The organism is Actinophytocola oryzae (genome assembly GCF_004364325.1).
Classification (GTDB): Bacteria; Actinomycetota; Actinomycetes; order Mycobacteriales; family Pseudonocardiaceae; genus Actinophytocola; species Actinophytocola oryzae.
This window is the reverse complement of sequence record NZ_SOCP01000010.1, coordinates 271,835-292,430: the sequence shown is the minus strand read 5'-3', so window position 1 is coordinate 292,430 and position 20,596 is coordinate 271,835. Positions and strand designations below refer to the sequence as shown.

Below are 20,596 nucleotides of genomic sequence, written 5' to 3'. Positions count from 1 at the left end.
ACGCTGGGTGCCATGACCAAGCGAGTTCTGCTGGCCAAGCCGCGTGGTTACTGCGCAGGCGTGGACCGTGCCGTGGTGACCGTCGAGAAGGCGCTCGAGACCTACGGCGCACCGGTCTACGTGCGCAAGGAGATCGTCCACAACAAGCACGTGGTGGAGACGCTGACCGAACGCGGCGCGATCTTCGTCGACGAGGCGGACGAGGTGCCCGAGGGCGCGCTCGTGGTGTTCTCCGCGCACGGCGTGTCGCCCGCGGTCCACGACCAGGCGGCGGCACGGCAGCTGCGCACGATCGACGCGACCTGTCCGCTGGTCACGAAGGTCCACCAGGAGGCCAAGCGCTTCGCCCGCGACGACTACGACATCCTGCTCATCGGCCACGAGGGCCACGAGGAGGTGGAGGGCACCGCAGGCGAGGCGCCCGAGCACGTCCAGCTGGTCGACACGGCCGAGGACGCCGCGAACGTCACCGTCCGCGACCCGTCCAAGGTCGTCTGGCTGTCACAGACCACCCTGTCGGTGGACGAGACGATGGTCCGCGTCAACCAGCTGAAGTCCCGGTTCCCCGAGCTGCAGAACCCGCCGAGCGACGACATCTGCTACGCCACGCAGAACCGCCAGGTCGCGGTCAAGGCGATGGCCCCGGAGTGCGATCTGGTGCTCGTGGTCGGCTCGCAGAACTCGTCCAACTCGAAGCGGCTCGTCGAGGTCGCCCTGCAGGCGGGCGCCCGGGCGTCGTACCTGGTCGACTACGCCCGCGAGGTCGACGAGACCTGGCTCGACGGCGTCGTCACGGTCGGCGTCACCAGTGGCGCGTCCGTGCCGGACATCCTGGTGATGGACCTGCTGTCGTGGCTGGCCGACCGCGGTTTCGCCGACGTACAGGAAGTGACCACCGCCAACGAGAAGGTCTCCTTCGCACTCCCACGCGAGCTTCGCAAGGCGCTGAAGGACAACGACCTCCTGGGCAGCGTCCGCTAGGCAGCCGCCATCGCCACGGCGCCGACATGTCGGCGCCGTGCGTACGCCGAACGAGACAGCCATCCGGAACGGCCCGGGCGACCAGCGCCCGGCCGACCGGCGTGTCAGCGGTAGCTCTCCGGCGGCCGCCGACGCGGCCGGTCAGACTCGCCACGGCCTTCCCTGCCAGCGTCACGACCTGCGTCACGACCACCTTCGCGGCCGGCCTCGCGCCTGCCACGGTCGTCGCGCGGCCCACTGCCCTCACCCGGCTCACGCCGACGCGGCGGCGGCTCGGCACCCCGACCGCGACCCCGCGCACCGTCCACGGGCGGCTCAGCCCGGCCACGGTCACCACGGGCCGCCGCGTCGCGACGCCTCGGTTCACGCGCGCCCTCCCGGCCGGCGTCCGCCGCACCCGGCTCGCGGGACGGCCGAGGGCCACGCCCCGGCACACGGCGACCGGACCGCTCGTCCACCGGCGCACCACCCGGCTCCGGACGACCACGGCGGGCCGGCGCGGCGGGGGCCGCGGGCGGTTCCGCGACAGGCCGGTCCCGGAGACCGCGCCCACCGGTGCCCTGGCCGGGCTGTTCGGCGAGCGCGACGTCGTCCTCACGGACGGCGCGTTCCCTCGCAGGCCGGTTGGGACGCGTGTGCGGGTTCGGGTCACGCTCCCGCCACCACCGGTACACCCCGATCGCGACAACGACGGCCGTCGTGATGCCCATAGTCGGGAAGTTGCTGGTCAGCGGAAGGGCCACCGACAGGAGCAGTGACTTCAGTCCACCGGACGTCTTCGGCCCGAGCAACGTGACCGCGGCGATCGCGGTGAACGCGAACACCAACGGAGGCTGGACTACCGGACTGAACAGGCTCCTTCTGCGCGCGAGGCAGACCGCGAGGACGCAGCCCACCGCGAAGGCACCCTGATAGATCCGGCCCAGCGACTCCTGTCGCTGCATGTCGACGAACGCGGCGATCGCAGTCACCCCGAACGCGAGTACGACTGCCCCCCACCAAGGCAGTCCACGGAACTGCCCGAAGATCGGACGGTCGTCCCACGCCAGTTCGGCGTCTGTTTCAGGATCGCTCCTGCGATCGCGGGTCGCGGTCACGGGGCACACGTTAGTGGGTCGAAGAGCCCGCTCGGCCAGCGTTCTGAAAACCGCACGCGTGATGCGACACCATGATGTGAAGCAGGACACACACGTTTACTGTCCGCTGCCAGGGCCTCCACCGCAGGCTTTGTTGAGTTGTCAGTGGTCAGCGGTCCATGGACACCTCCACATCGGGTAGTTCGCCGTACGGGTCGGGCGAGGACTCATCACGCGCCGTAGGCGAAACATTGTTGATCACTTCGTCCGACCGACGCACGGCAGGCAACGGCGTCGGACTCGCCGCGGCCTCGGTCAGAGGTAAGACCGCGGACGTGAACTGGGTCAGCGCGTCCAGCTCACGTCGCCGCGCCTGCAGGAACCGCTGCAGATGCGTGCTCGACACGTTGACGGCGTCCACCGCGTTCTCCGCGGTGCGGTGCGCGGCGAGCGCCTGCCCGCGCAACGCGTCGATGTCCGCCGCCAGCACCCGCTCGCTCGCCGCGAGCATGGCCGCCGACGCGATCACCGCGAAGCCCGTCGGCCCGCACACGAAAACGCGCCGGTCCAACAGCCAGCGGAGCAGGCTGGGGTCGGTGTCCAGCGCGGCGACCACCGCCGCGTCGGAGGGGACGAACATGATCGTGCCGTAGATCGCGTCCGCCCAGCGCTGGTATCCCTTCCCGGCCAGCTCCGCCGCCCGCGACCGGATGTTGCGCACGTGCACGCGTAACGCGTCCGCGCGCTCCTCAGGGTCCTCCGTCTCGACCGCCTCGATCCAGCAGGCGATGGTCATCTTCGCGTCGACCGGCACGAGCCGTCCGTCGCCGACGGAGAGCAGCATGTCCGGCCGCACGGACCCGCCCCCCGCGACGTCGGCCTGCAGCGTGAAGTGCAGGCCCTCACGGAGGCCGAGCGACCGTGCCGTCTCGACGAGGACCTGCTCGCCGAGCTCTCCACGCCCGCTGATCGACGCGAACATCACCTCGTAGCGGCGTAAGCCGGCCGCGTGCGCCTCGGACCGGTCGCGCTCCTCGCGCACGGCGGCCACGGCGTCGTCCAGCCTGCGCTGGCTGTCGTTGTACAGCCGCCGGAACAATGCCGCACCGCCGATGAGGAGGAGCAACAACACGAATGCGACGGTCCCCAACACCGCTGCCACCGCCGTCCCCTTTCTGCTGGTCGAGTCGAGTGGAATGCATCATGAACCAGAGCACCGACAATTCCGGGGAGGCGCCGTCGTGGCGGACTGGAGCAGGGACGAGTTCGACGACCTCTACGCCTCGGTGGGGCACGACCTGGACCAGGTGCCATGGGCGAGGCTGGCGCCGAACGCGACGCTCGTGGACTGGCTGGACCGCCGGACGATCATGCCGGGCAGCCGCGCCCTGGTGGTCGCCTGCGGGCTCGGCGACGACGCCGAGGAGCTCGCCGGACGCGGCTGCGCGGTCACGGCCTTCGATCTCTCGGCGACGGCGATCGGTTGGTGCCACAGGCGTTTCCCGGCCTCCTCCGTGACATACCAGACCGCTGACCTGCTGAGACTCCCTCCCGAATGGGCTCGCCGGTACGACCTGGTCGTCGAGATCAACACGATCCAGTCGCTGCCGCTCGAGCTTCGCGATGAGGCCGTGCGCGCGATCGCGGGCACGATCGCGGAGGGTGGTGCGCTGTTCGTCCGCTGCTTCGGCCGGGCTCCCGACGAGCCCGCCGACTCGCGGCCGTGGCCGGTGAGCCGCGCGGAGCTGGCGGTGTTCGAACAGGAGGGTCTGCGGGAGGCGGAGTTCGCCGAGGACTTCCCCGAACCGAACCGCCACCGGTGTTTCCGGCTGACCTACGAAAGAATTTTCTAACGATTTTCCTGGGGCCTGTCACCCGGTCGAGTGGCGCGCCTCCCCGTTTTTGTCGGTGCCCCGGCATAACTTGTCGACCATGCGAGTGCTGCACACTTCCGACTGGCACGTGGGACGGATGTTCCACGGCCGGGACCTGCTCGCCGACCAGGAGTCCGTCCTGGCCGGCCTTGCCGACGTGGTCGCCGGCGAGCGGGTCGACGTCGTGGTGGTGTCCGGCGACATCTACGACCGCGCGGTTCCCTCCGGCGAGGCGGTTTCGGCGTGCACCCGGGTGCTCGACCGGATCCGCGAGGCCGGCGCGCGGCTGGTGATCACGCCGGGGAACCACGACTCGGCGCCGCGCCTCGGCGCGTTCGCCGGGTTCGCGGCGGCAGGCGGCCTGCACCTGCGCACGCGGGTCGCCGAGCTCGACCGTCCCGTGCTGCTCGAGGACGAACACGGACCCGTTGCGCTGTACGGGATCCCGTATCTCGAGCCGGAGCCGGCGCGGCACTCGCTGGGGATCGACGCGACCGGACACGCCGGCGTGCTCACCGAGGCGATGCGCAGGGTGCGAGCCGATCTCGCCGCACGTGGACCGGACGTGCGGTCGGTCGTGCTCGCGCACGCGTTCGTCACGGGAGGCGCGCCGAGCGCGTCCGAGCGGACGATCTCCGTCGGTGGCGTCGAACAGGTCTCCAGCAGCGTGTTCGACGGCGTCGACTACGTGGCGCTCGGCCATCTCCACGGGCCACAAAGGCTGGCCGAGCACCTGCGTTACTCCGGAAGTCCAGTGGCGTACTCGTTCTCCGAGGCACGGCACCGCAAGTCGGTGTGGCTCGTGGAACTGGACGCCGGTGGGCTCGCCGGGGTGGAGCGCCGGGAGCTGCCGGTCCCGCGCGACCTCGCCACGGTCACGGGGAACCTCGACGAACTGCTCACGTCGCCGGCACACGAGCGGTTGGTCGACTCCTACCTGTCGGTGGAGCTGACCGACAGGGTGCGGCCAACGGACGCGTTGCGCCGCCTGCAGGGGCGGTTCCCGCACGCGGTACACGTCGAGTGGCGGCCGGCGAGCGGCCCGCTGGCGGCGTCACTGCGCTACGCCACGACCGTGCGCGACCGGTCGGACCACGACGTGGCGTGCGACTTCGTGACCGACTGCCGGGGTGCGGCGCCGACCGAACGCGAGAGCGCGCTCATGCGTGAGGCACTGGCGGCCGTGGCGAACGACGAGCGGGCGGAGCTCGCGCGGCAGCGCGGGAGTAGGGAGGCCGCATGAGCGGAGCTTGGCGTCGGTGTCGAGGTCGGCAGCTCGACCACGGAGGGTGCCGGTGAAGCGGAGCCCGCGCAGCGTTCCGACGCCACGAAGCGGTCGAGTGGGCGCGTGCTTACCTTCGGAGGCCCGGCTCCTGGCGGCGCCGAGCATGCGCGGCGCCGCCGTGAGTCGAGCGCGGTGAGGCTGCACCGACTGGAGCTGACCGCGTTCGGGCCGTACGCCGGTCGCGAGGTCGTGGACTTCGACCGGCTCGGCGCCGACGGTCTGTTCCTCCTGCACGGCGACACGGGCGCCGGCAAGACGACGCTGCTGGACGCGGTGGCGTTCGCCTTGTTCGGCGCCGTGCCCGGGGTGCGCGACCAGGCGAAGCGGTTGCGGTGTGACTACGCGGAGGTCGACGTGGTCACCGAGGTTCGGCTCGAGCTGAGCGTGCGTGGGCACCGACTGTTGCTGGTACGGAGTCCTGAGTACCCACGTCCGAAGAAACGGGGTGGTGGCACGACAAAACAGCAGGCGAAGGCGTCGCTGACGTGGGTCGGCACGGCACCGAGCGGGCACGTGCCCGACGGGCTGACGCGCATCGACGAGGTCGGTCGCACGGTCGAACGGCTGCTCGGGATGAGCAAGGACCAGTTCTTCCAGGTGGTCCTGCTGCCGCAGGGCGAGTTCGCACGGTTCCTGTGTGCGGAGACCACGGAGCGGGAGAAGCTGCTCGAGAGGCTGTTCGGCACGCAGCACTTCGCGCTGGTCGAGGAATGGTTCCGGAACCGGCGAGGGGAACGCGGTCGCGCGTTGGACGCGGGACGGCTGCGGTGTGTGCGGCTGGTCGCGCGACTGACACAGGCCGTCGGCGCGAAACCTCCCGACGGCGACGCACCACCCGACGGCAACGCACCGGCCGACGACGCGCCCACTGGCAACGCGACCGCAGGCAACGCGACCGCAGGCAACACAGCCTCGGGCAACGCAGTCGCGCACAACGCGATCCCGGATGACGGCACTGCGGGCAGCATGACCGCAGGCAGCGCGACCTCGGATGATGCGACGGCGGGCAGAACAGGGGCGGCTGACACGACCTCAGCCGCGGCTGAAGGCGATATTGCCGCTGGCCGCGTGGCCGCTGGCCGCATGGCCACAGGCGGCCTGGCAGCGGACGACGTGGCGGCAAGCGCCTCCGCGGCGGCCGAGCTGGCCGCAGACCGCCTGGCGGCAGGCGACGTGGCCGCGGACCGCGTGGCGGCAGGCGGCTCGGCGGCGGGCGACGTGGCGGCGGGCGGCATGGCTGCTGGCGGATGGCCTCCTGACAGCGTGGCCGCGGGTGACGTGGTGGACGAGGTGTGGCTGTCGGCGCTCGTGGGGGTTGTTGAGGCGGCGGCTGTGGAGGCCGTGTCGCGTGAGTTGGTGGCGGCTGTTGCTCGGGACGCGGCTGAGGCTGAGTGGCTTGCGCGGCGTGGGTTGGCCGATCGGGTTCGGCGGGTGGCTGCGGCGCATGCCGAGTTGGCCTTGTTGTCGGCGGAGGCGGAGTCGCGGGTGGGGTGGGCTGAGGAGTTGGCGGCGGCTCGGCGTGCGGCGCCGGTCGTGGCGGCTTGTCGGGAGCTCACTCGGGTCGAGGCGTTGATGGCCGCGGCAGAGGACGCGGTCGCTCGGTTGTCCGGGGGTACGCCCTCGGCCAAGGAGCTTCGCGTGTTGGTTGCCGGGTTCGGTGATGGCGGTATGACGCTTGGGGGTGATCGGCCTGGTCTGGGCGCTGGTGCGGTCGACGGGCCTGTCGTGGATGCGGATGCCGCTCGTGCCTGGGCCGGGTCGCTCCGGGAGGTTGCCGGGGCACTGGCCGGCCTCGTCGACGAGGCCGCCGTGCAGGTGACCGACCAGAAGCGGGTTGACGAGCTTCAGCGGCTCGAGGAACACGCAGACGCCACTGTGGTGTCCTGCGCGGAGCGGCTTTCGACTCTGCCACGTGAGCTTGACGGCACTCGGGAGACGCTCGCCGAGGCGGCTCGCGCGGTCGCGGAGCTGCCCGCTCTCGTGGCCTCGCGGGACGAGTTGACGGCCTTGACCCGTGATGCCGCCCAGGTGCCGGTGGCGCGGCAGGTCGTGCGTGAGCGGAGGGCCGCCGCGCAGGATGCCGTCGACGCGCACCAGGGTGCTCGGGAGTCCTTGCTGGACCTTCGGGAGCGGCGGTTCCTCGGGATGGCGGCCGAGCTTGCCGGTGGGCTCGTCGACGGTGACCACTGTCCGGTGTGCGGGTCGTCGGAGCATCCGGCGCCTGCGGCTGGCGTCGTCGCGCCCGTGACGGCTGCCGATGAGCGGGCGGCCGTGCGGGTCGAGCAGGACGCCGACCTGGTGCGGCAGGAGGCGACTCTTCAGCTGGAGCGTGCTGAGCACGGTCTCGCCACCGTGCTTGACCGGCTTCGTGGGCGGGAGGCTGACGAGCTCGAGCACGCACTTCGGGCGGCCGTCGAGGCTCATGAGCACGCTGTTCGGCTTGCCGGTGCGCATCGGCGGTTGCGCGAGCGGGTACGGGAGCTGGAGCGCGAGTCGGACGACGTCATCGCGCGGCTTCGGGACGCGGAGAAGGACGTGTCCGGGTACGCGCAGGAACGGGCCATGCTGGTCGAGCGGATGGCCGACCGGGCCGGGCGGTTGGCCGTCGCCCGGGGTGGGCATCGTGACGTTGCTGCTCGGCGGGCGGCCGCGCTTTCCGTTGCCGGGCGGTTGGATGGCTTTGCCTCGGCGCTGGCCGAGCGGGACGTGGCACGTGGGCGCGTCGAGGAACAGCGTCTCGTCGTGCGGGAGGCCGTCGCCGCTGCCGGGTTTTCCGATGTCGCGGCGGCGCTCGCCGCCGCGCGGCCCGATCATGCCGCGCTTGAACAGCGGCTACAGGACGCCGCGGCGCGGGAGGCCGGGTTGCGGCAGGTGTTGGCCGACCCCGAGCTTGCCGGGATCGATCCCGACACACGCGTCGAGGTCGGGGCTGCTGCCGACGCCTACTCCGTCGCCCGGGTCGAGATGGACGCGGCGGTGGCCGCTGCGCGGTTGGCTCGGCAGCGGGTTGTGGAGGTCACCGAGCTGGCTCGGCAACTGCGTGCCGAGTGGGCGGAGCTGGGGCCCGCCCTTGCCGAGTACGCGGAGCTGTCGGAGCTCACCGACGTCGTCAACGGGCGGGGACAGAACGCGCGGAAGATGTCCCTGCGGGCCTACGTGCTGGCCGCGCGGCTCGAGGAGGTCTCGGTCGCGGCCTCCGTTCGGCTGCGGAAGATGAGCGACGGGCGCTTCTCGTTCGTGCACACCGACGTCGCCGGGCCTCGGGGCAGGCGGGGTGGGTTGGGGCTCGACGTGCTCGACGCGTACTCCGGTGCCGTTCGGTCGGCCAAGACGCTGTCCGGTGGGGAGACGTTCCTGGCCTCACTCGCGTTGGCGCTCGGGTTGGCCGACGTGGTCGCCGCGGAGACCGGCGGTGCGCTGCTCGACACCCTGTTCGTGGACGAGGGCTTCGGGATGTTGGACGCCAACACGCTCGACGAGGTCATGGACACCCTGGACGAGCTTCGCGCGGGTGGACGTGTGGTGGGGTTGGTTTCCCACGTCGAGGAGCTGCGTGACCGCATTCCCACGCGGCTGCGGGTGCACAAGTCCCGCACCGGGTCGCGGGTGGAGCTCATCGCCTGATCGTCGCGGTCAGTCCAGGACCGCGGTCAGTAGCAGGTCGGCCGCCGGGCGGGTGGCGTTGATCAGTACCGCGTTGTGTTCGTCTGAGCCCAGGGTTCGTTCGCGGGCCTCCTCGAGTGTTCTGCCGAACGCCCTGTGGCGGGCTGTCAGACGTTCCCTTCTGACCGACTCGGCCGGGGACAGGAACCACGTTTCCGTCAGGTGGGTCCGCACCTCGTGCCACGGACTGGTTCCCAGCAGCAGGTAGTTTCCTTCCGTTACCACTATTCGGTGTTCGGGCTTGACCGGGACCGCACCTGCTATTGGTTCCTCTATTTCCCGGCGGAACTCCGGGGCGTAGACCGTCACCGTCGGCTCGGTTCTCAAGCGGTGCAGGAGATTCACGTAGCCTGCCGCGTCGAAGGTGTCCGGGGCGCCCTTTCTCGCCGTTCTGCCCAGCCTTTCCAGCTCGACCTGCGCCAGGTGGAAACCGTCCATTCCCACGTACACCGCCTCGTCGCCCAGAGCGGTCACCAGGCGTCCGGCCAGCGTCGACTTTCCCGCCCCGGGAGCACCGCAGATGCCCAGCAACACCCTTCCCGGGCCCAGGTTTCTGGCGCGCTCCACCAGAGCCGCCAGGTTCACGGCATCTGGCTCAGCATCGGCTTCACCCATGCTCTTGCTCCCTCGTGCTGGATTCGCACCGCCGCCGCCTGGTTCGCGTACCTGATCAGCGCCGGTACTTCGGCCGCGGTCGGGACCGCGCCCAGCCGCCCCACCGCCAGAGCCAGCGCACCGTGCCAGACGTCGCCCGCGCCCGTCGTGTCCCTGGCCCGCACCCGTCGTGCCGCCACCCTGCCCTGCGCCTCGCCCGTCGACCAGGTGACCGGGTCCGGACCGTTCGTCCTGATCACCACCGGGTTGGTCAGCAGGCTCGGCGACCTGAACGTCGACGAACAGGCGCAGACGTCGACGTACTGCAGAAGCTCCGCCAGGACGGGCTTCCAGCTGCCGGCATCCAGCACCACCGGGACTCCCCGTTCCCTCGCCGACCTGGCCGCGTGCAGCGCCAGCGCGGGGTGGTGTCCGTCCAGCAGCAGGGCGTTCGCGGACGTCAGGTCCACCAGCGGGGGTGCCGCCACGCCCGCCGCGTTGTGGGAGACCACCGTGCGTTCGCCGTCCGACGCTCGCACCGACACCGCGCTCACCGCGGGCGGGTCGGCCCGGTCCGGGAGCGCGTCCGTCAGCTCCACACCGCAGGACGACAGGTCCTCGGCGGCCAGCCGGGCCAGAGGATGGTTGCCCAGCACGGTGGACAGCCGGGCGCGGCCGCCCAGCGCGGCGACCGCCACCGCCGCGTTGGCGGCCGGGCCGCCCGCCGCCACCTCGACCGACAGCGACTGCACCTTCTCGCCCGGTGCGGGCAACGCCGTCACGCGCTGCACCAGGTCGACCGTGCACAGGCCGACCGCCACCACCAGTGTCACCGACTCAGTCCGGTGGTGAGGTCGACCTCCTCGATCGAGCCGTCGTCCGCCATGCGCAGCGCGCCCGTCAGCAGACCGACGACCGCGTTCATCGAGTGCGTCTTCGGGGACACGACCGCCACCCGCCGCCCGAGGCGGTGGACGTGCACGCGGTCCGCGATCTCGAAGACGTGCGGCATGTTGTGGCTGATCAGGACCACCGGCAGGCCGCGGTCGCGGATCCGGCCGATGAGCTCCAGCACCTTGCCGGACTCCTGGACACCCAGCGCGGCCGTCGGCTCGTCCATGATCACCACCCGGGAGCCGAACGCCGCCGCCCTGGCCACCGCGACCGCCTGGCGCTGGCCGCCGGACAGCGTCTCCACCAGCTGCGACATGGACTTCACGTCGATGCCCAGCTCGTCGAGCACCCGCCGCGCCTCGCGGCGCATGCCCTTCGTGTCCAGGCGGCGGAAGACCGTCCCCAGTGGATCGCGGCGCCTTCTCTCCCTGCCAAGGAACAGGTTCGTGGCGATGTCCAGCGCGGGCGCGAGCGCCAGGTCCTGGTAGACGGTCTCGATCCCGTGCTTGCGGGAGTCGAGCGGGCCGTGGAAGCGCACCCTCTCGCCGTCCACGAGGATCTCGCCCTCGTCCGGGATCACCGCGCCGGACAACGCCTTGATCAGCGTCGACTTGCCGGCGCCGTTGTCGCCGACCACCGCCAGCACCTCGCCGGACTCCAGCTCGAAGTCGGCGCCGTCCATCGCGGTCACCCGGCCGTAGCGCTTGACCAGGCCGCGCGCCTCCAGCACCGGGGTCATCGCTGCCTCCCTCGGGAGAACCGGTCGACCGCCACCGCGGCGATCACCAGCACGCCGGTCGCCACGTCCTGGTACAGGTTGTCGATCCCCGCCTGCGTCAGCCCGGACCGCAGCACCGCGACGATCAGCGCGCCGACCAACGTGCCCAGCACGCTGCCCCGCCCGCCGAACAGGCTGGTACCGCCGATCACCACCGCGGTGATCGAGTCCAGGTTGCCCAGCTGGAACGCGTTCGGGTCGGCGTTCGGCACCCGGCCCAGTGCCTGCCAGGCCGCGATGCCGTAGATCAGGCCGGCCACCAGGTAGACCGACAGGACCGTCCGGCGCACGTGGATACCCGACAGCCGCGCGGACTCCGGGTCGTTGCCGACGGCGTAGACGTGCTTGCCCCACGCCGTGCGCGACAGCGCGTACCAGAGGCCGAGGAACATCGCGAGCATGACCGCCATGCCGTAGGTGACCTCGATCTGCCCGAACAGGTACTGCGTCGTGCCGAGCCAGCCGAGCGTCCCGTCCGTGACCGGGAAGCTCTGGCCCTGCGCGTAGATCCGGCTGACCGCGGTCACGATCGTCAGCATGCCGAGGGTCACGATGAACGGCGGCAGCCGCAGACCCGTGACCAGGCCGCCGGTGACACAGCCGATCGCGCCGGCCGCGAGGATGCCGACGAGCAGCGCGACCACGCCGTCGGTGCCGGTCATCGCGAGCTTCGCGATCAGCAGCGTCGAGAACACCGCGATCGACGCGTTCGCGAGGTCGATGCCCGCCGTGAGGATGACGAGGGTCTGACCGAGCGCGAGCGTGCCGATCACCAGCGACTGCTGCACGACCAGCGACAGGTTGTCGACGTTGAGGAACGTGTCCGTCGTCAGGCCGAAGACGACGACCGCGACCACGAGCGCGATCGCCGGACCGATCGCCGGGGTGCGGAGGATGTACTCGCTCGGTGAAACGCGGGTCGTCATCCACTCAGCCCCAGCAGTTCTCGAGGCCCCAGGCGGTGTCCTTGCTGTCGATGCCCGCGATCGGCTTGTCGGTGACCACGGCGGTGTCGGTCTTGACGAACCCGCTGGGCTTCTTGCCCGACTTCGCGAACTCGACGGCGAAGTCCACGCCCTGCTCGGCCATCTTCTTCGGGAACTGCATGACCGTCACGGCGATCTCGCCGTTCTTCACCGCGGTGACGCCGTCGCACGAGCCGTCGATCGAGCCGATGACGACCTTGTCCGCCAGGTTCTTCGCCTTCAGCGCGACGTACGCGCCACGGGCCGCGGGCTCGTTGATCGTGTAGACGGAGTTCACCGTCGTCGCGCGCTGCAGCAGGTTCTCGGTCGCCTGCTGTGCCTTGTTCTGCTCGCCGTTGGTCGCCTCGGTGCCGAGGTCCTCCGGCTGCGCCGACTCGACGTAGCCCGCGTGGCGCTGCTCGGACACGGTCGAACCCGGGGTGCCGTCCAGGAGGATCGACCTGGCGGGCTGGCCGTTCAGCGCGGCCTTCACGTACTGGCCCTGCAGGCGGCCCGCCTCGGTGTTGTCGGTGGCGATGGTCGCGTCGACCGCGTCCTGCGGGTCGGTCTCGGTGTCGAGCGCGATCACCAGGACACCCTTGTCGCGGGCCTTCTTGATCGCCCCGAGGATGCCGGTCGAGTTGTTCGGCGTCACCAGGATCGTCTTCGCGCCCTGCTGGACGAGGTTCTCGATGGCGGCGACCTGGCCGTCGTTGTCGCCGTCGAACTTGCCCGCGAGCGCGACCAGTTCCGCGCCGTTCTTGTCGGCCTGTGCCTTGGCCGCCTCCCGCAACGCGACGAAGTAGGGATTGCTGTCGGTCTTGGTGACCAGGCCGATCTTCGTTTTGCCGTCCCCGGCGGCGTCGTCAGACCCGGACTTGGTACTGGTACAGCCGACCGCGAGCGCGGCGACCGCGACAAGCGCGACGAGGGCAGGACCTCGGCGTCCCATGGCTACCTCCAGAACAGGGCTGGTTTGCGGGGAAGTTATTGCGATCAGTACGGTGACGCAACCGTTTGCGCAAACGCTTGCGCCTTCCTCGATCAAGGAGCTGACCGTGGTCACGATGAAGGAGGTCGCCGAGCTCGCCGGCGTGTCCATCACCACCGTGTCGCACGTGGTCAACTCGACCAGATCCGTCGCGCCGGAGACGAAGGCACGCGTGCTGGCCGCGGTCGAGCAGACCGGGTACACCGGAGACGCTATCGCGCGGTCTCTCGTCACCGGCGGCACCCGAACCCTCGGCGTGGCGATTTCCCTGGTCGCGAACCCGTACTTCGCCGAGTTGCTGCGTTCCATGGAGCACGAGATCACCCGATCCGGTTACACGCTGGTGCTCGCGGACACGCACGACGAGCCGTCCGTCGAGCAGGCGGCGGTGCGGACCCTGCGGTCGCGGCGGGTGGACGGGTTGATCCTCACGCCGTCGCCGGGTGCCGTGGTGCTGAAGGAGCTGCGGCAGCTGCAGATCCCGCTCGTGCTCGTGGACCGCTTGACCACGGCGCAGGACCTCGACCAGGTCGGCCCGGAGAACATCTACGCGACGTCCGGGCTGGTGCAGCACCTCGCGTCGGTCGGCCACCGGCGGATCGGGATGATCAGCGGGATGGACGGGCTCGCGACCACGACCGAGCGGGTGCTGGGCTACCGGCTGGGGTTGGGGCGGTCGAAGCTGACGTGGGACCCCGCGCTGGTGGTGTCCGGCTCGTCGGCCGCGGAGCCGGCGGCCGAGGCGTTGCGGCAGATGCTGGCGCTGCCGTCGCCGCCGACGGCGGTGGTGGCGGGGAACAACGTGATGCTGTCGGGAGCACTGCACGAGTGCCGGGCGCAGGGGTTGAAGGTGGGACGCGACCTGGCGGTGGTGGGGTACGACGACGTCGACTGGGCGGACCTGGTGGACCCGCCGCTGACCACCGTGGCCCAACCGATCGCGGAGATGGGCCGCACCGCGGTGCGCATGCTGCTGGAACGGGTCGCGGACCCGTCGCGGCCCCCGACGACCGCCCGCCTGGCGACGACCTTCATGCACCGGAACTCGTGTGGCTGCGGCCTGTAGGCGGACCCCGCTGAAGGCGCCGCGCAAGCAAACCGTGCAACCCCGCGACGCCGTGAGTGGGACGCCGGATGAAGGCCCACTCACCGCGAGCGGAGCGAGCCGATGTCACAGCTCAGCTCGCCGACCACAGGTGCATGCCCGCATAGCTGCGCCACGGACGCCACCGGCTCGCGTAGGCCTCCAGCTCCGCCGGCGCCGACGGGATACCCAGGTTCGCCGCGCCCTTGCGCATGGCCACGTCACCGGTCAGCAGGATGTCCGGGGCGCCGAGGACACGCATCAGCACGTAACCCGCCGTCCACGGCCCCACGCCGGAGAACTTCTGCAGCGTTTCCGACAGCTCCTGGGGGTCCGCGCCCACGTGGACCTCCAGTTCACCCGACGCCAGCGCCTCGTTGACCGTGCCGATCGTGGCGATCCGTCGAGCCGGTCCTCTGAGGATCTCTCCCGCTCGTGTCGCGATCGCTTCGGGAGTGGGGAAAACCATCGTCAGCGGGCCGTCCGGGGTCGGGAGCCGGGTGCCCAGGCACCCGGTCAGGTTCGTCAGGGCTCTGCGGGCCGCAGCGACCGTGATCTGTTGGCCGATCAGGGCTCTGGTCACGATCTCCGCGCCGTCCACCGCGCCGGGCAGGCGCAGGCCGGGGGTCTTCCGCGCGTGCGCCTCGAGTCGCGGGTCCGCGCCGAGGACCTCGTTGACCGCACCCGGGTCGGCGTCGAGGTCCAGCAGGCGGCGCACCCGGGTCACCGCGCTGCCGAGGTCCCTCATGTCCGTCAGGGACAGCGTGCAGCTCAGGTGACCTGCCGAAGGCGTCAGCCACGCCGTTCCCACGCCGTGGGCCAGACGCATCGTCCTGCCGTACGCGCCGTCCACCACGGCTTCCACGCCCTGGACGGCCCTGGCCGCGAGGAAGCTCAGCAGCCCGTCGTAGTCGAACGGCTCCCGGTACGGCAGGCGCAGCGTCACCTTGCCGGGGGCGGTCGGGGTCGCGTGGCGCTTGGCCGCGACCCGCAGTCCCGTCGGCGTCGTCGCGAAGACCGCCTTGATCGTGTCGTTGAACTGCCGCACGCTCGCGAAACCCGCAGCGAAGGCGATGTCCGCCAGTGAGAGGGTCGTCGTCTCGATCAGCAGGCGGGCCGAGTGGGCGCGATGCGCACGGGCCAGGGCCAGCGGGCCCGCACCCAGCTCCGCGGTCAGGACCCGCGTCACGTGGCGGTCCGAGTAGCCCAGGCGGCGCGCCAGCCCCGGCACACCCTCCCGTTCGACCGTTCCGTCCGTGATGAGGCGCATCGCCCGACCCGCGAGGTCCGCCCGCAGGTTCCACTCCGGGGAGCCCGGCACCGAGTCCGGCAGGCAGCGGCGGCACGCCCGGAAGCCGGACTGCTGGGCCGCGGCGGCCGTCGAGAAGAACACCACGTTCGTGCGTTTCGGCATGATCGCCGGACAGGACGGGCGGCAGTAGATGCCGGTGGTCCGCACCGCCAGGATGAACTGGCCGTCGAAGCGGGCGTCCCTCGACATCGACGCCCGGTAACCCTGTTCCTCGTCTATCAGCACGTCGTCCATGCTGCCAGCGCCCACGGGGCAGGGCTCGCAGTATTCGGACATGACGACGGCCGCCCCCCGGATGGGCATCCGGGGGGCGGCCGTCTCGTATCAGGACCTACGCGACCGACTGGACGATCACGTCGCCGCTGCCCACGAGGATGTCCTCGTCGGTGCGGACCTCGACGTTGCCCAGCAGGACACGACCGGCCGCCGGGGCGGCCTTGGCGGTCACGACGCCCGACACCGTCCACGACGAACCCGCCGCGCGCTCCGCGTTCGCGTCCGTGATGGCCACGTTGCCGAACGCCGGGTTGGTGAACACGTCGAGGTAGTCGTACTCCGTGGTGCCGTCCGGCACCGCGAAGCCGTCGACCAGCGCGAGCCACTGACCCGCGGGCGGGTTGTTGATCGTCACTGCCTCTTCCGCGTCACCGTCGGCGCTCTGCCCCGCCAGCACACACGTGCCGGAGCCGCAGAAGTACAGGAACAGGTCGAGGTCGGAACCCTTGTCGGACGGGTTGCCGATCTTGGCCGTCACCTGTGTGGCGCCTGCCGTGACGTTGAAGGCGAACTGGGCCTGCGCGCCGTCCGCGATGGTCGGGCGGGCCACCTTCGCACTACCGAGGGTGGTGCCGACCGCGCGGCCGGTGAACGGACCGAACTCGTTTTTCAGCGTGTACTGGCGCGCCACCGGCTGGTTCAGCGGCGCGGACGCGATGACGTCGGGGTTCGGGGACACCGTCGCACCGAGCACCGCGATGGACACCGTGTACGGCGTCTTCACGGCGTCGGACGTGCGACGAGCCTCGACCACGATCTCCCACACACCCGCGGTCGGGTTGGCGTAGGTACGCGTCCTCGGGCTCTCCCCGCCGTTGCAGTCGTTCCCCGGCGGGACCGGCGGGTTGTAGCACTCCGGCGTCTGGGTGTCGTCCACCGGCACGCCGTACGGGTGGAACCGCAGGAAGCGGACCTGGCCGGCACCCGGCGTGTCGCCGCCGCCCTGCAGGTCGACCTTCAGTGCCGGCGTGTTGGCCGGGACCCGGACGAAGTAGCTGTCGAAGTCGTTCCTGCCGACCTGACCGCTGTGCTTGATCGTGTAGCCGTTCCCCGCCGTGAAGTCCTCCGCGGCGACGACCGTGTTCATCGTCTGGTACTCGATGCCCGTGGTGAGCGGACTGTCGAGCTCCAGGATCGCCGAGTGGATGCCCGCGGTGCGCGGGGTCACCGAGACGCGGTACTTCACGGCGCTGTTCAGCGGCAGCAGGATCGTGCCCGCCGACGTGAACGTGCCGTCGTTGCCCATCCACTGGAGGTTGTAGGTCGTGGGGCTCGACGGACCGGAGGTGCGCTTGAACGTGTACTCGCGCGTGTACCGGTCGCCTGCCTTCACGCCCTCGCGGTCGTAGATGCCGATGCCGATGCCCGGGGTGGGCCGGATGAAGCTCGACAGGACCGTGTTCACCGGGACGGACGAGGTGATCGTGGTCGTCTTGATGTCGTTCTTCAGCAGGTTCCACGCCTTGGGCACGTCGATCAGGCCGTTGCCCTGCTCGTAGGCCTGGTAGTTCGTCAGGAACCGCGCCGAGGACTTCATCGCCGTCCGCAGCTGGTCAGGACGGTGCGAGACGCCCTTCAGCTTGGCCGCGCCGACGAGCAGCGCCGCGGCACCCGCTGCCTGCGGGGACGCCATCGAGGTGCCCTGCAGCATCGCGTAGCCGGGCGGCAGGTTGTAGGTGCCGACGACCGGGCCACCCGGCATCCAGGTCGGGATCGTCGAGATCGCCGAGCCCGGCGCGACGATGTCCGGCTTGAAGCCACCGGCCTCGGTCGGACCCCGGCCGGAGAACGGGTGCAGGTTCTCGTCCTGGATCGTGTTCGAGCCGTAGTTGGCCTGCCAGGAGGCCTTCGTGATGTACGAGCCGACGCTCATGATCTTGCTGCCGAGCGACGGCTGGCTCGCGGTGTTGGCACCGGGGCCGTCGTTGCCCGCCGAGATGAAGATCTGGACGTTGTACTCGTCGATCAGCTCGTTGAAGAAGAGCTCGTCGTCGTCCTCGCCGTCGTTGATGAGGCCGAGGCCGCCGACCGACATGTTGATCACGTCGACGCCGTTCTGCGCTGCGTAGCGCATGCCCTCCATCATCGCGTGCGCGGTGCAGCCGGTGACGAACAGGCAGATGCGGACCGACACCAGCTTCGCGCCGGGGGCCGCGCCGTTCATCTTGCCGCCGAACAGGCTGTTGCCCGCCACGATGCCCGCGACGTGCGAGCCGTGCTCGCCGGAGACGATGCCGATGTTGACCGTGTTGTGCGCCGGGTCCGTCTGGACCACGAACGGCATCGACTCGCGGATCGGCGTCGCCGGGTTGTCGTGGCCGAACTCACCCTGGTCGTTCGCGACCTTGTAGTCGGTCATCGGCTTGTCGTCGGCGAAGCTCTTGTTCTGGTTCGTGTCCACCCACACCGTGTTGGTGGAGGTGTCCCACAGGACGCCGAACGTGCCGATGCTGCCCGCCGGGTTGCCGTCGCGGTTGACGTCGTTGCCCAGCTCGCCGCCCAGGCGCGGGTCGCGCTCGTTGAACACGCCGTACCGGAACTGCGCGGGCTGGCCCGGCGCCGGGTTGGACATGTCGATCCACGTCGGGTCGTCGTCGTTGTTGACGCCGTCGGTGAAGCCGGGGTCGGTGGCGGTGACCCAGTCGACGATCTTCTTCTCACCGGTGCTCGTCGTGTTGAGCGACGGGTGGCCGAGGTCCACGCCGGAGTCGATGATGCCGACGGTCACGCCGCGTCCGTCGAACTTGTTGTTCTGCTGCTGGGCGAACTCCGCGGCACTGGTGTCGCCGGTCGGCATGTACGGGTTGACCCGGGGCGTGTTCTTGCCCGGCGCGGGCTGCGGGTCGGGGTCGTCGATGCCCTGCGGACGCGGGTTGTCGAGCGCGACCACCTTGTCGAGGTCGAACGCACGCAGACCCGAGGCCTTCGCCGCCGTCTCGACCTTGTCGACGGGGATCTCCGCACGGACGTAGTTGATCTCGTCCGCGCGGTACTCGATCTTGGCGCCCGCGTTCTCCAGCTGGTCGACGGTCTGGTTGGTCTGGCCGTCCTTGGCGAGCACCATCACGGTGACGGTGCTCTTGCCGTCTTCCTTGGCCTGGATGAGCAGATCGCGGTCCTGTTTCCCGAGCAGGTCCTGAGCGTCTGGTGGTCTCGACGGGTCGGCGCTGGCGATCGTCGACGGCAGTGCGGCCGTCAACGAGATACCGAGCGCCGCCGCCGTGAGCACCGCGCCGATTCCCCGCCGACGCGATTCACGTTGGGTCATCCCAAAGTCCCTCTTCGTAGTACCGGGTCTCCTGATCGAGTCCACAGGTGCTCACGGAGTGTTGTTGAGCTGATTCGCCCTGACTAGGGCCCAAACGGCGCAATATTTCCGAGGTGCCACGGACGGCGTCCGCGTGGAGCACGTACAGTTACGCCAGTGAGCTTGACCCTCGGGATCGTGGGGCTGCCAAATGTTGGCAAGTCTACCCTCTTCAACGCCCTGACCAGCAACAACGTGCTCGCCGCGAACTACCCGTTCGCGACCATCGAGCCGAACGTCGGCGTCGTGCCGCTGCCGGAGCCGCGCCTCGACGTGCTGGCCCGCATGTTCGACAGCGCCAGGACCGTGTCCGCCACGGTGTCGTTCGTGGACATCGCGGGGCTCGTGCGCGGCGCCTCCGTCGGGCAGGGCCGCGGCAACCAGTTCCTCGCCAACATCCGTGAGGCAGATGCCATCTGCCAGGTCATCCGGGTTTTCGACGACCCCAACGTGGTGCATGTGGACGGCAAGGTCGACCCGTCAGCCGACATCGAGACGATCAACACCGAGCTGATCCTCGCCGACCTCCAGACCGTGGACAAGGCGTTGCCACGCCTGGAGAAGGAGGCACGCACCCGCAAGGAGGCCCGCCCCGCGCTCGATGCGGTGAACGCGGCACGGGCCATCCTCGACGACGGCCGGACGCTCTTCTCCGCCCAGTCCGAAGTAGACGTCTCCCTGTTCAGGGAGCTCTCGCTGCTGACGGTGAAACCCTTCCTCTACGTCTTCAACGCCGACGAGGGCGTGCTGTCGTCCGAGTCACACCGTGCGGAGCTGACCGAGCTCGTCGCGCCCGCGGCAGCCGTGTTCCTCGACGCGAAGGTCGAGGCGGAGCTGCTGGAGCTGGACGACGAGGAGGCCACGCGGGAGCTGCTCGAGTCCATCGGCCAGACCGAGCCGGGGCTGTACTCGTTGGCACGGGCAGGTTTCTCGACCCTCGGGCTCCAGACCTACCTCACGGCGGGGCCGAAGGAGTCCCGGGCGTGGACCATCCACAGGGGATGGACCGCGCCGCAGGCCGCCGGTGTCATCCACACGGACTTCGAGCGTGGCTTCATCAAGGCCGAGATCGTCTCCTACGACGACCTCGTCGAAGCCGGCTCCATAGCCGCGGCCAAGTCCGCGGGCAAGGTCCGCATGGAGGGCAAGGACTACGTCATGGCCGACGGCGACGTGGTCGAGTTCCGCTTCAACGTGTGAGCCTCAGACAGCGGCACGGCCGTTCGTCGCCTTGGTGGCGATGATCGCCGCGGCACGGATGGCCTCGTGCAGCTGCCAGACGGACTGGGCAGGGAGGTAGAAGCCCTCCCCGGGCGGCGGGACGACCGCCACCCGCCCGTCCGACACGGTGACCACGAGGGTGCGTTCGCGCTCCAGCGCGTCGACCACCGGCACTTCCCAAACTTCCTGCGCACTCATGGCCTCTCCTCAAAAAGGCTCCGGCGGTCGCTGTGCTCCGAGCAAGCTCCGCTCATTGCGACCTCTTGTCGCCTTACCGTTCGGAGGGTCGCGCGAG

16 protein-coding genes are annotated in these 20,596 nt (G+C 70.3%); 6 read left to right on the top strand and 10 right to left on the bottom strand.

From position 1 onward, the window contains the following. Positions 1–12: 12 nt before the first annotated feature. The gene (locus CLV71_RS26835; RefSeq protein ID WP_133905606.1) at positions 13–981 is read left to right on the top strand and encodes a 4-hydroxy-3-methylbut-2-enyl diphosphate reductase; all 969 of its coding nucleotides are present in this window, start codon (positions 13–15) and stop codon (positions 979–981) included. Between the two features lie 104 nt (positions 982–1,085). Here CLV71_RS26835 and CLV71_RS26830 read toward each other — a convergent pair whose 3' ends face one another. Further along, positions 1,086–2,078 carry a DUF6542 domain-containing protein gene (locus CLV71_RS26830; protein WP_341771673.1) on the bottom strand — a complete coding sequence of 331 codons (993 nt, stop codon included), beginning with the start codon at positions 2,076–2,078 and terminating at the stop codon, positions 1,086–1,088. A gap of 148 nt (positions 2,079–2,226) precedes the next feature. Beyond that, complete coding sequence (rmuC, locus tag CLV71_RS26825) at positions 2,227–3,219, bottom strand: DNA recombination protein RmuC (protein ID WP_133905604.1); 993 nt, start codon at positions 3,217–3,219, stop codon at positions 2,227–2,229. 79 nt (positions 3,220–3,298) lie between these two features. Here rmuC and CLV71_RS26820 point away from each other — a divergent pair, with 79 nt between their 5' ends. The 3 genes from CLV71_RS26820 to CLV71_RS26810 all read left to right on the top strand — a co-directional run bounded on the left by CLV71_RS26820 (position 3,299) and on the right by CLV71_RS26810 (position 8,840). Next, a complete protein-coding gene (locus CLV71_RS26820; RefSeq protein ID WP_166664268.1) occupies positions 3,299–3,910 on the top strand; it encodes a class I SAM-dependent methyltransferase in 612 nt (203 codons plus the stop codon). Positions 3,911–3,989: 79 nt separating this feature from the next. Beyond that, positions 3,990–5,174, top strand: a complete 1,185-nt coding sequence (locus CLV71_RS26815) for an exonuclease SbcCD subunit D (protein ID WP_133905602.1) — start codon at positions 3,990–3,992, stop codon at positions 5,172–5,174. A gap of 174 nt (positions 5,175–5,348) precedes the next feature. Continuing rightward, positions 5,349–8,840: an AAA family ATPase gene (locus CLV71_RS26810; protein WP_166664267.1), complete on the top strand. Its 3,492-nt coding sequence runs from the start codon at positions 5,349–5,351 to the stop codon at positions 8,838–8,840. Between the two features lie 9 nt (positions 8,841–8,849). Here the strand turns inward: CLV71_RS26810 and CLV71_RS26805 are convergent, their stop codons facing one another. Genes CLV71_RS26805 through CLV71_RS26785 form a run of 5 tightly spaced genes read right to left on the bottom strand, consistent with a single transcriptional unit; the run spans position 8,850 to position 13,062 of the window. Further along, positions 8,850–9,494, bottom strand: coding sequence for a nucleoside/nucleotide kinase family protein (locus tag CLV71_RS26805; RefSeq protein ID WP_133905600.1), 645 nt, complete (start codon positions 9,492–9,494; stop codon positions 8,850–8,852). Further along, positions 9,461–10,297, bottom strand: coding sequence for a PfkB family carbohydrate kinase (locus CLV71_RS26800; protein WP_133905714.1), 837 nt, complete (start codon positions 10,295–10,297; stop codon positions 9,461–9,463). The genes CLV71_RS26805 and CLV71_RS26800 overlap by 34 nt, the downstream gene beginning before the upstream one ends. 5 nt (positions 10,298–10,302) lie before the next feature. Continuing rightward, positions 10,303–11,106 carry an ATP-binding cassette domain-containing protein gene (locus CLV71_RS26795; protein ID WP_133905599.1) on the bottom strand — a complete coding sequence of 268 codons (804 nt, stop codon included), beginning with the start codon at positions 11,104–11,106 and terminating at the stop codon, positions 10,303–10,305. Beyond that, on the bottom strand, positions 11,103–12,071 hold the full coding sequence (locus CLV71_RS26790; RefSeq protein ID WP_133905598.1) for an ABC transporter permease: 969 nt from the start codon (positions 12,069–12,071) through the stop codon (positions 11,103–11,105). The genes CLV71_RS26795 and CLV71_RS26790 overlap by 4 nt, the downstream gene beginning before the upstream one ends. A gap of 4 nt (positions 12,072–12,075) precedes the next feature. Next, positions 12,076–13,062, bottom strand: coding sequence for a substrate-binding domain-containing protein (locus CLV71_RS26785; RefSeq protein WP_133905597.1), 987 nt, complete (start codon positions 13,060–13,062; stop codon positions 12,076–12,078). A 115-nt stretch (positions 13,063–13,177) separates the two neighbouring features. Here CLV71_RS26785 and CLV71_RS26780 point away from each other — a divergent pair, with 115 nt between their 5' ends. Continuing rightward, a complete protein-coding gene (locus tag CLV71_RS26780) occupies positions 13,178–14,167 on the top strand; it encodes a LacI family DNA-binding transcriptional regulator (protein WP_133905713.1) in 990 nt (329 codons plus the stop codon). 112 nt (positions 14,168–14,279) lie between these two features. Here the strand turns inward: CLV71_RS26780 and CLV71_RS26775 are convergent, their stop codons facing one another. Together CLV71_RS26775 and CLV71_RS26770 are read right to left on the bottom strand one after the other, a co-directional pair. After that, positions 14,280–15,731: a DNA-3-methyladenine glycosylase 2 gene (locus CLV71_RS26775; RefSeq protein WP_133905596.1), complete on the bottom strand. Its 1,452-nt coding sequence runs from the start codon at positions 15,729–15,731 to the stop codon at positions 14,280–14,282. Positions 15,732–15,828: 97 nt separating this feature from the next. Beyond that, positions 15,829–19,041 (bottom strand): S8 family serine peptidase, encoded by a 3,213-nt coding sequence (locus CLV71_RS26770; protein WP_133905595.1) that lies wholly within the window; start codon positions 19,039–19,041, stop codon positions 15,829–15,831. A 156-nt stretch (positions 19,042–19,197) separates the two neighbouring features. On the opposite strand from CLV71_RS26770, the gene ychF reads away from it, so the two are divergent. After that, complete coding sequence (gene ychF, locus CLV71_RS26765; RefSeq protein ID WP_133905594.1) at positions 19,198–20,280, top strand: redox-regulated ATPase YchF; 1,083 nt, start codon at positions 19,198–19,200, stop codon at positions 20,278–20,280. 3 nt (positions 20,281–20,283) lie between these two features. On the opposite strand, the gene CLV71_RS26760 is transcribed toward ychF, so the two are convergent. Beyond that, positions 20,284–20,499 carry a hypothetical protein gene (locus tag CLV71_RS26760; protein ID WP_133905593.1) on the bottom strand — a complete coding sequence of 72 codons (216 nt, stop codon included), beginning with the start codon at positions 20,497–20,499 and terminating at the stop codon, positions 20,284–20,286. Between the last annotated feature and the right edge of the window lie 97 nt (positions 20,500–20,596).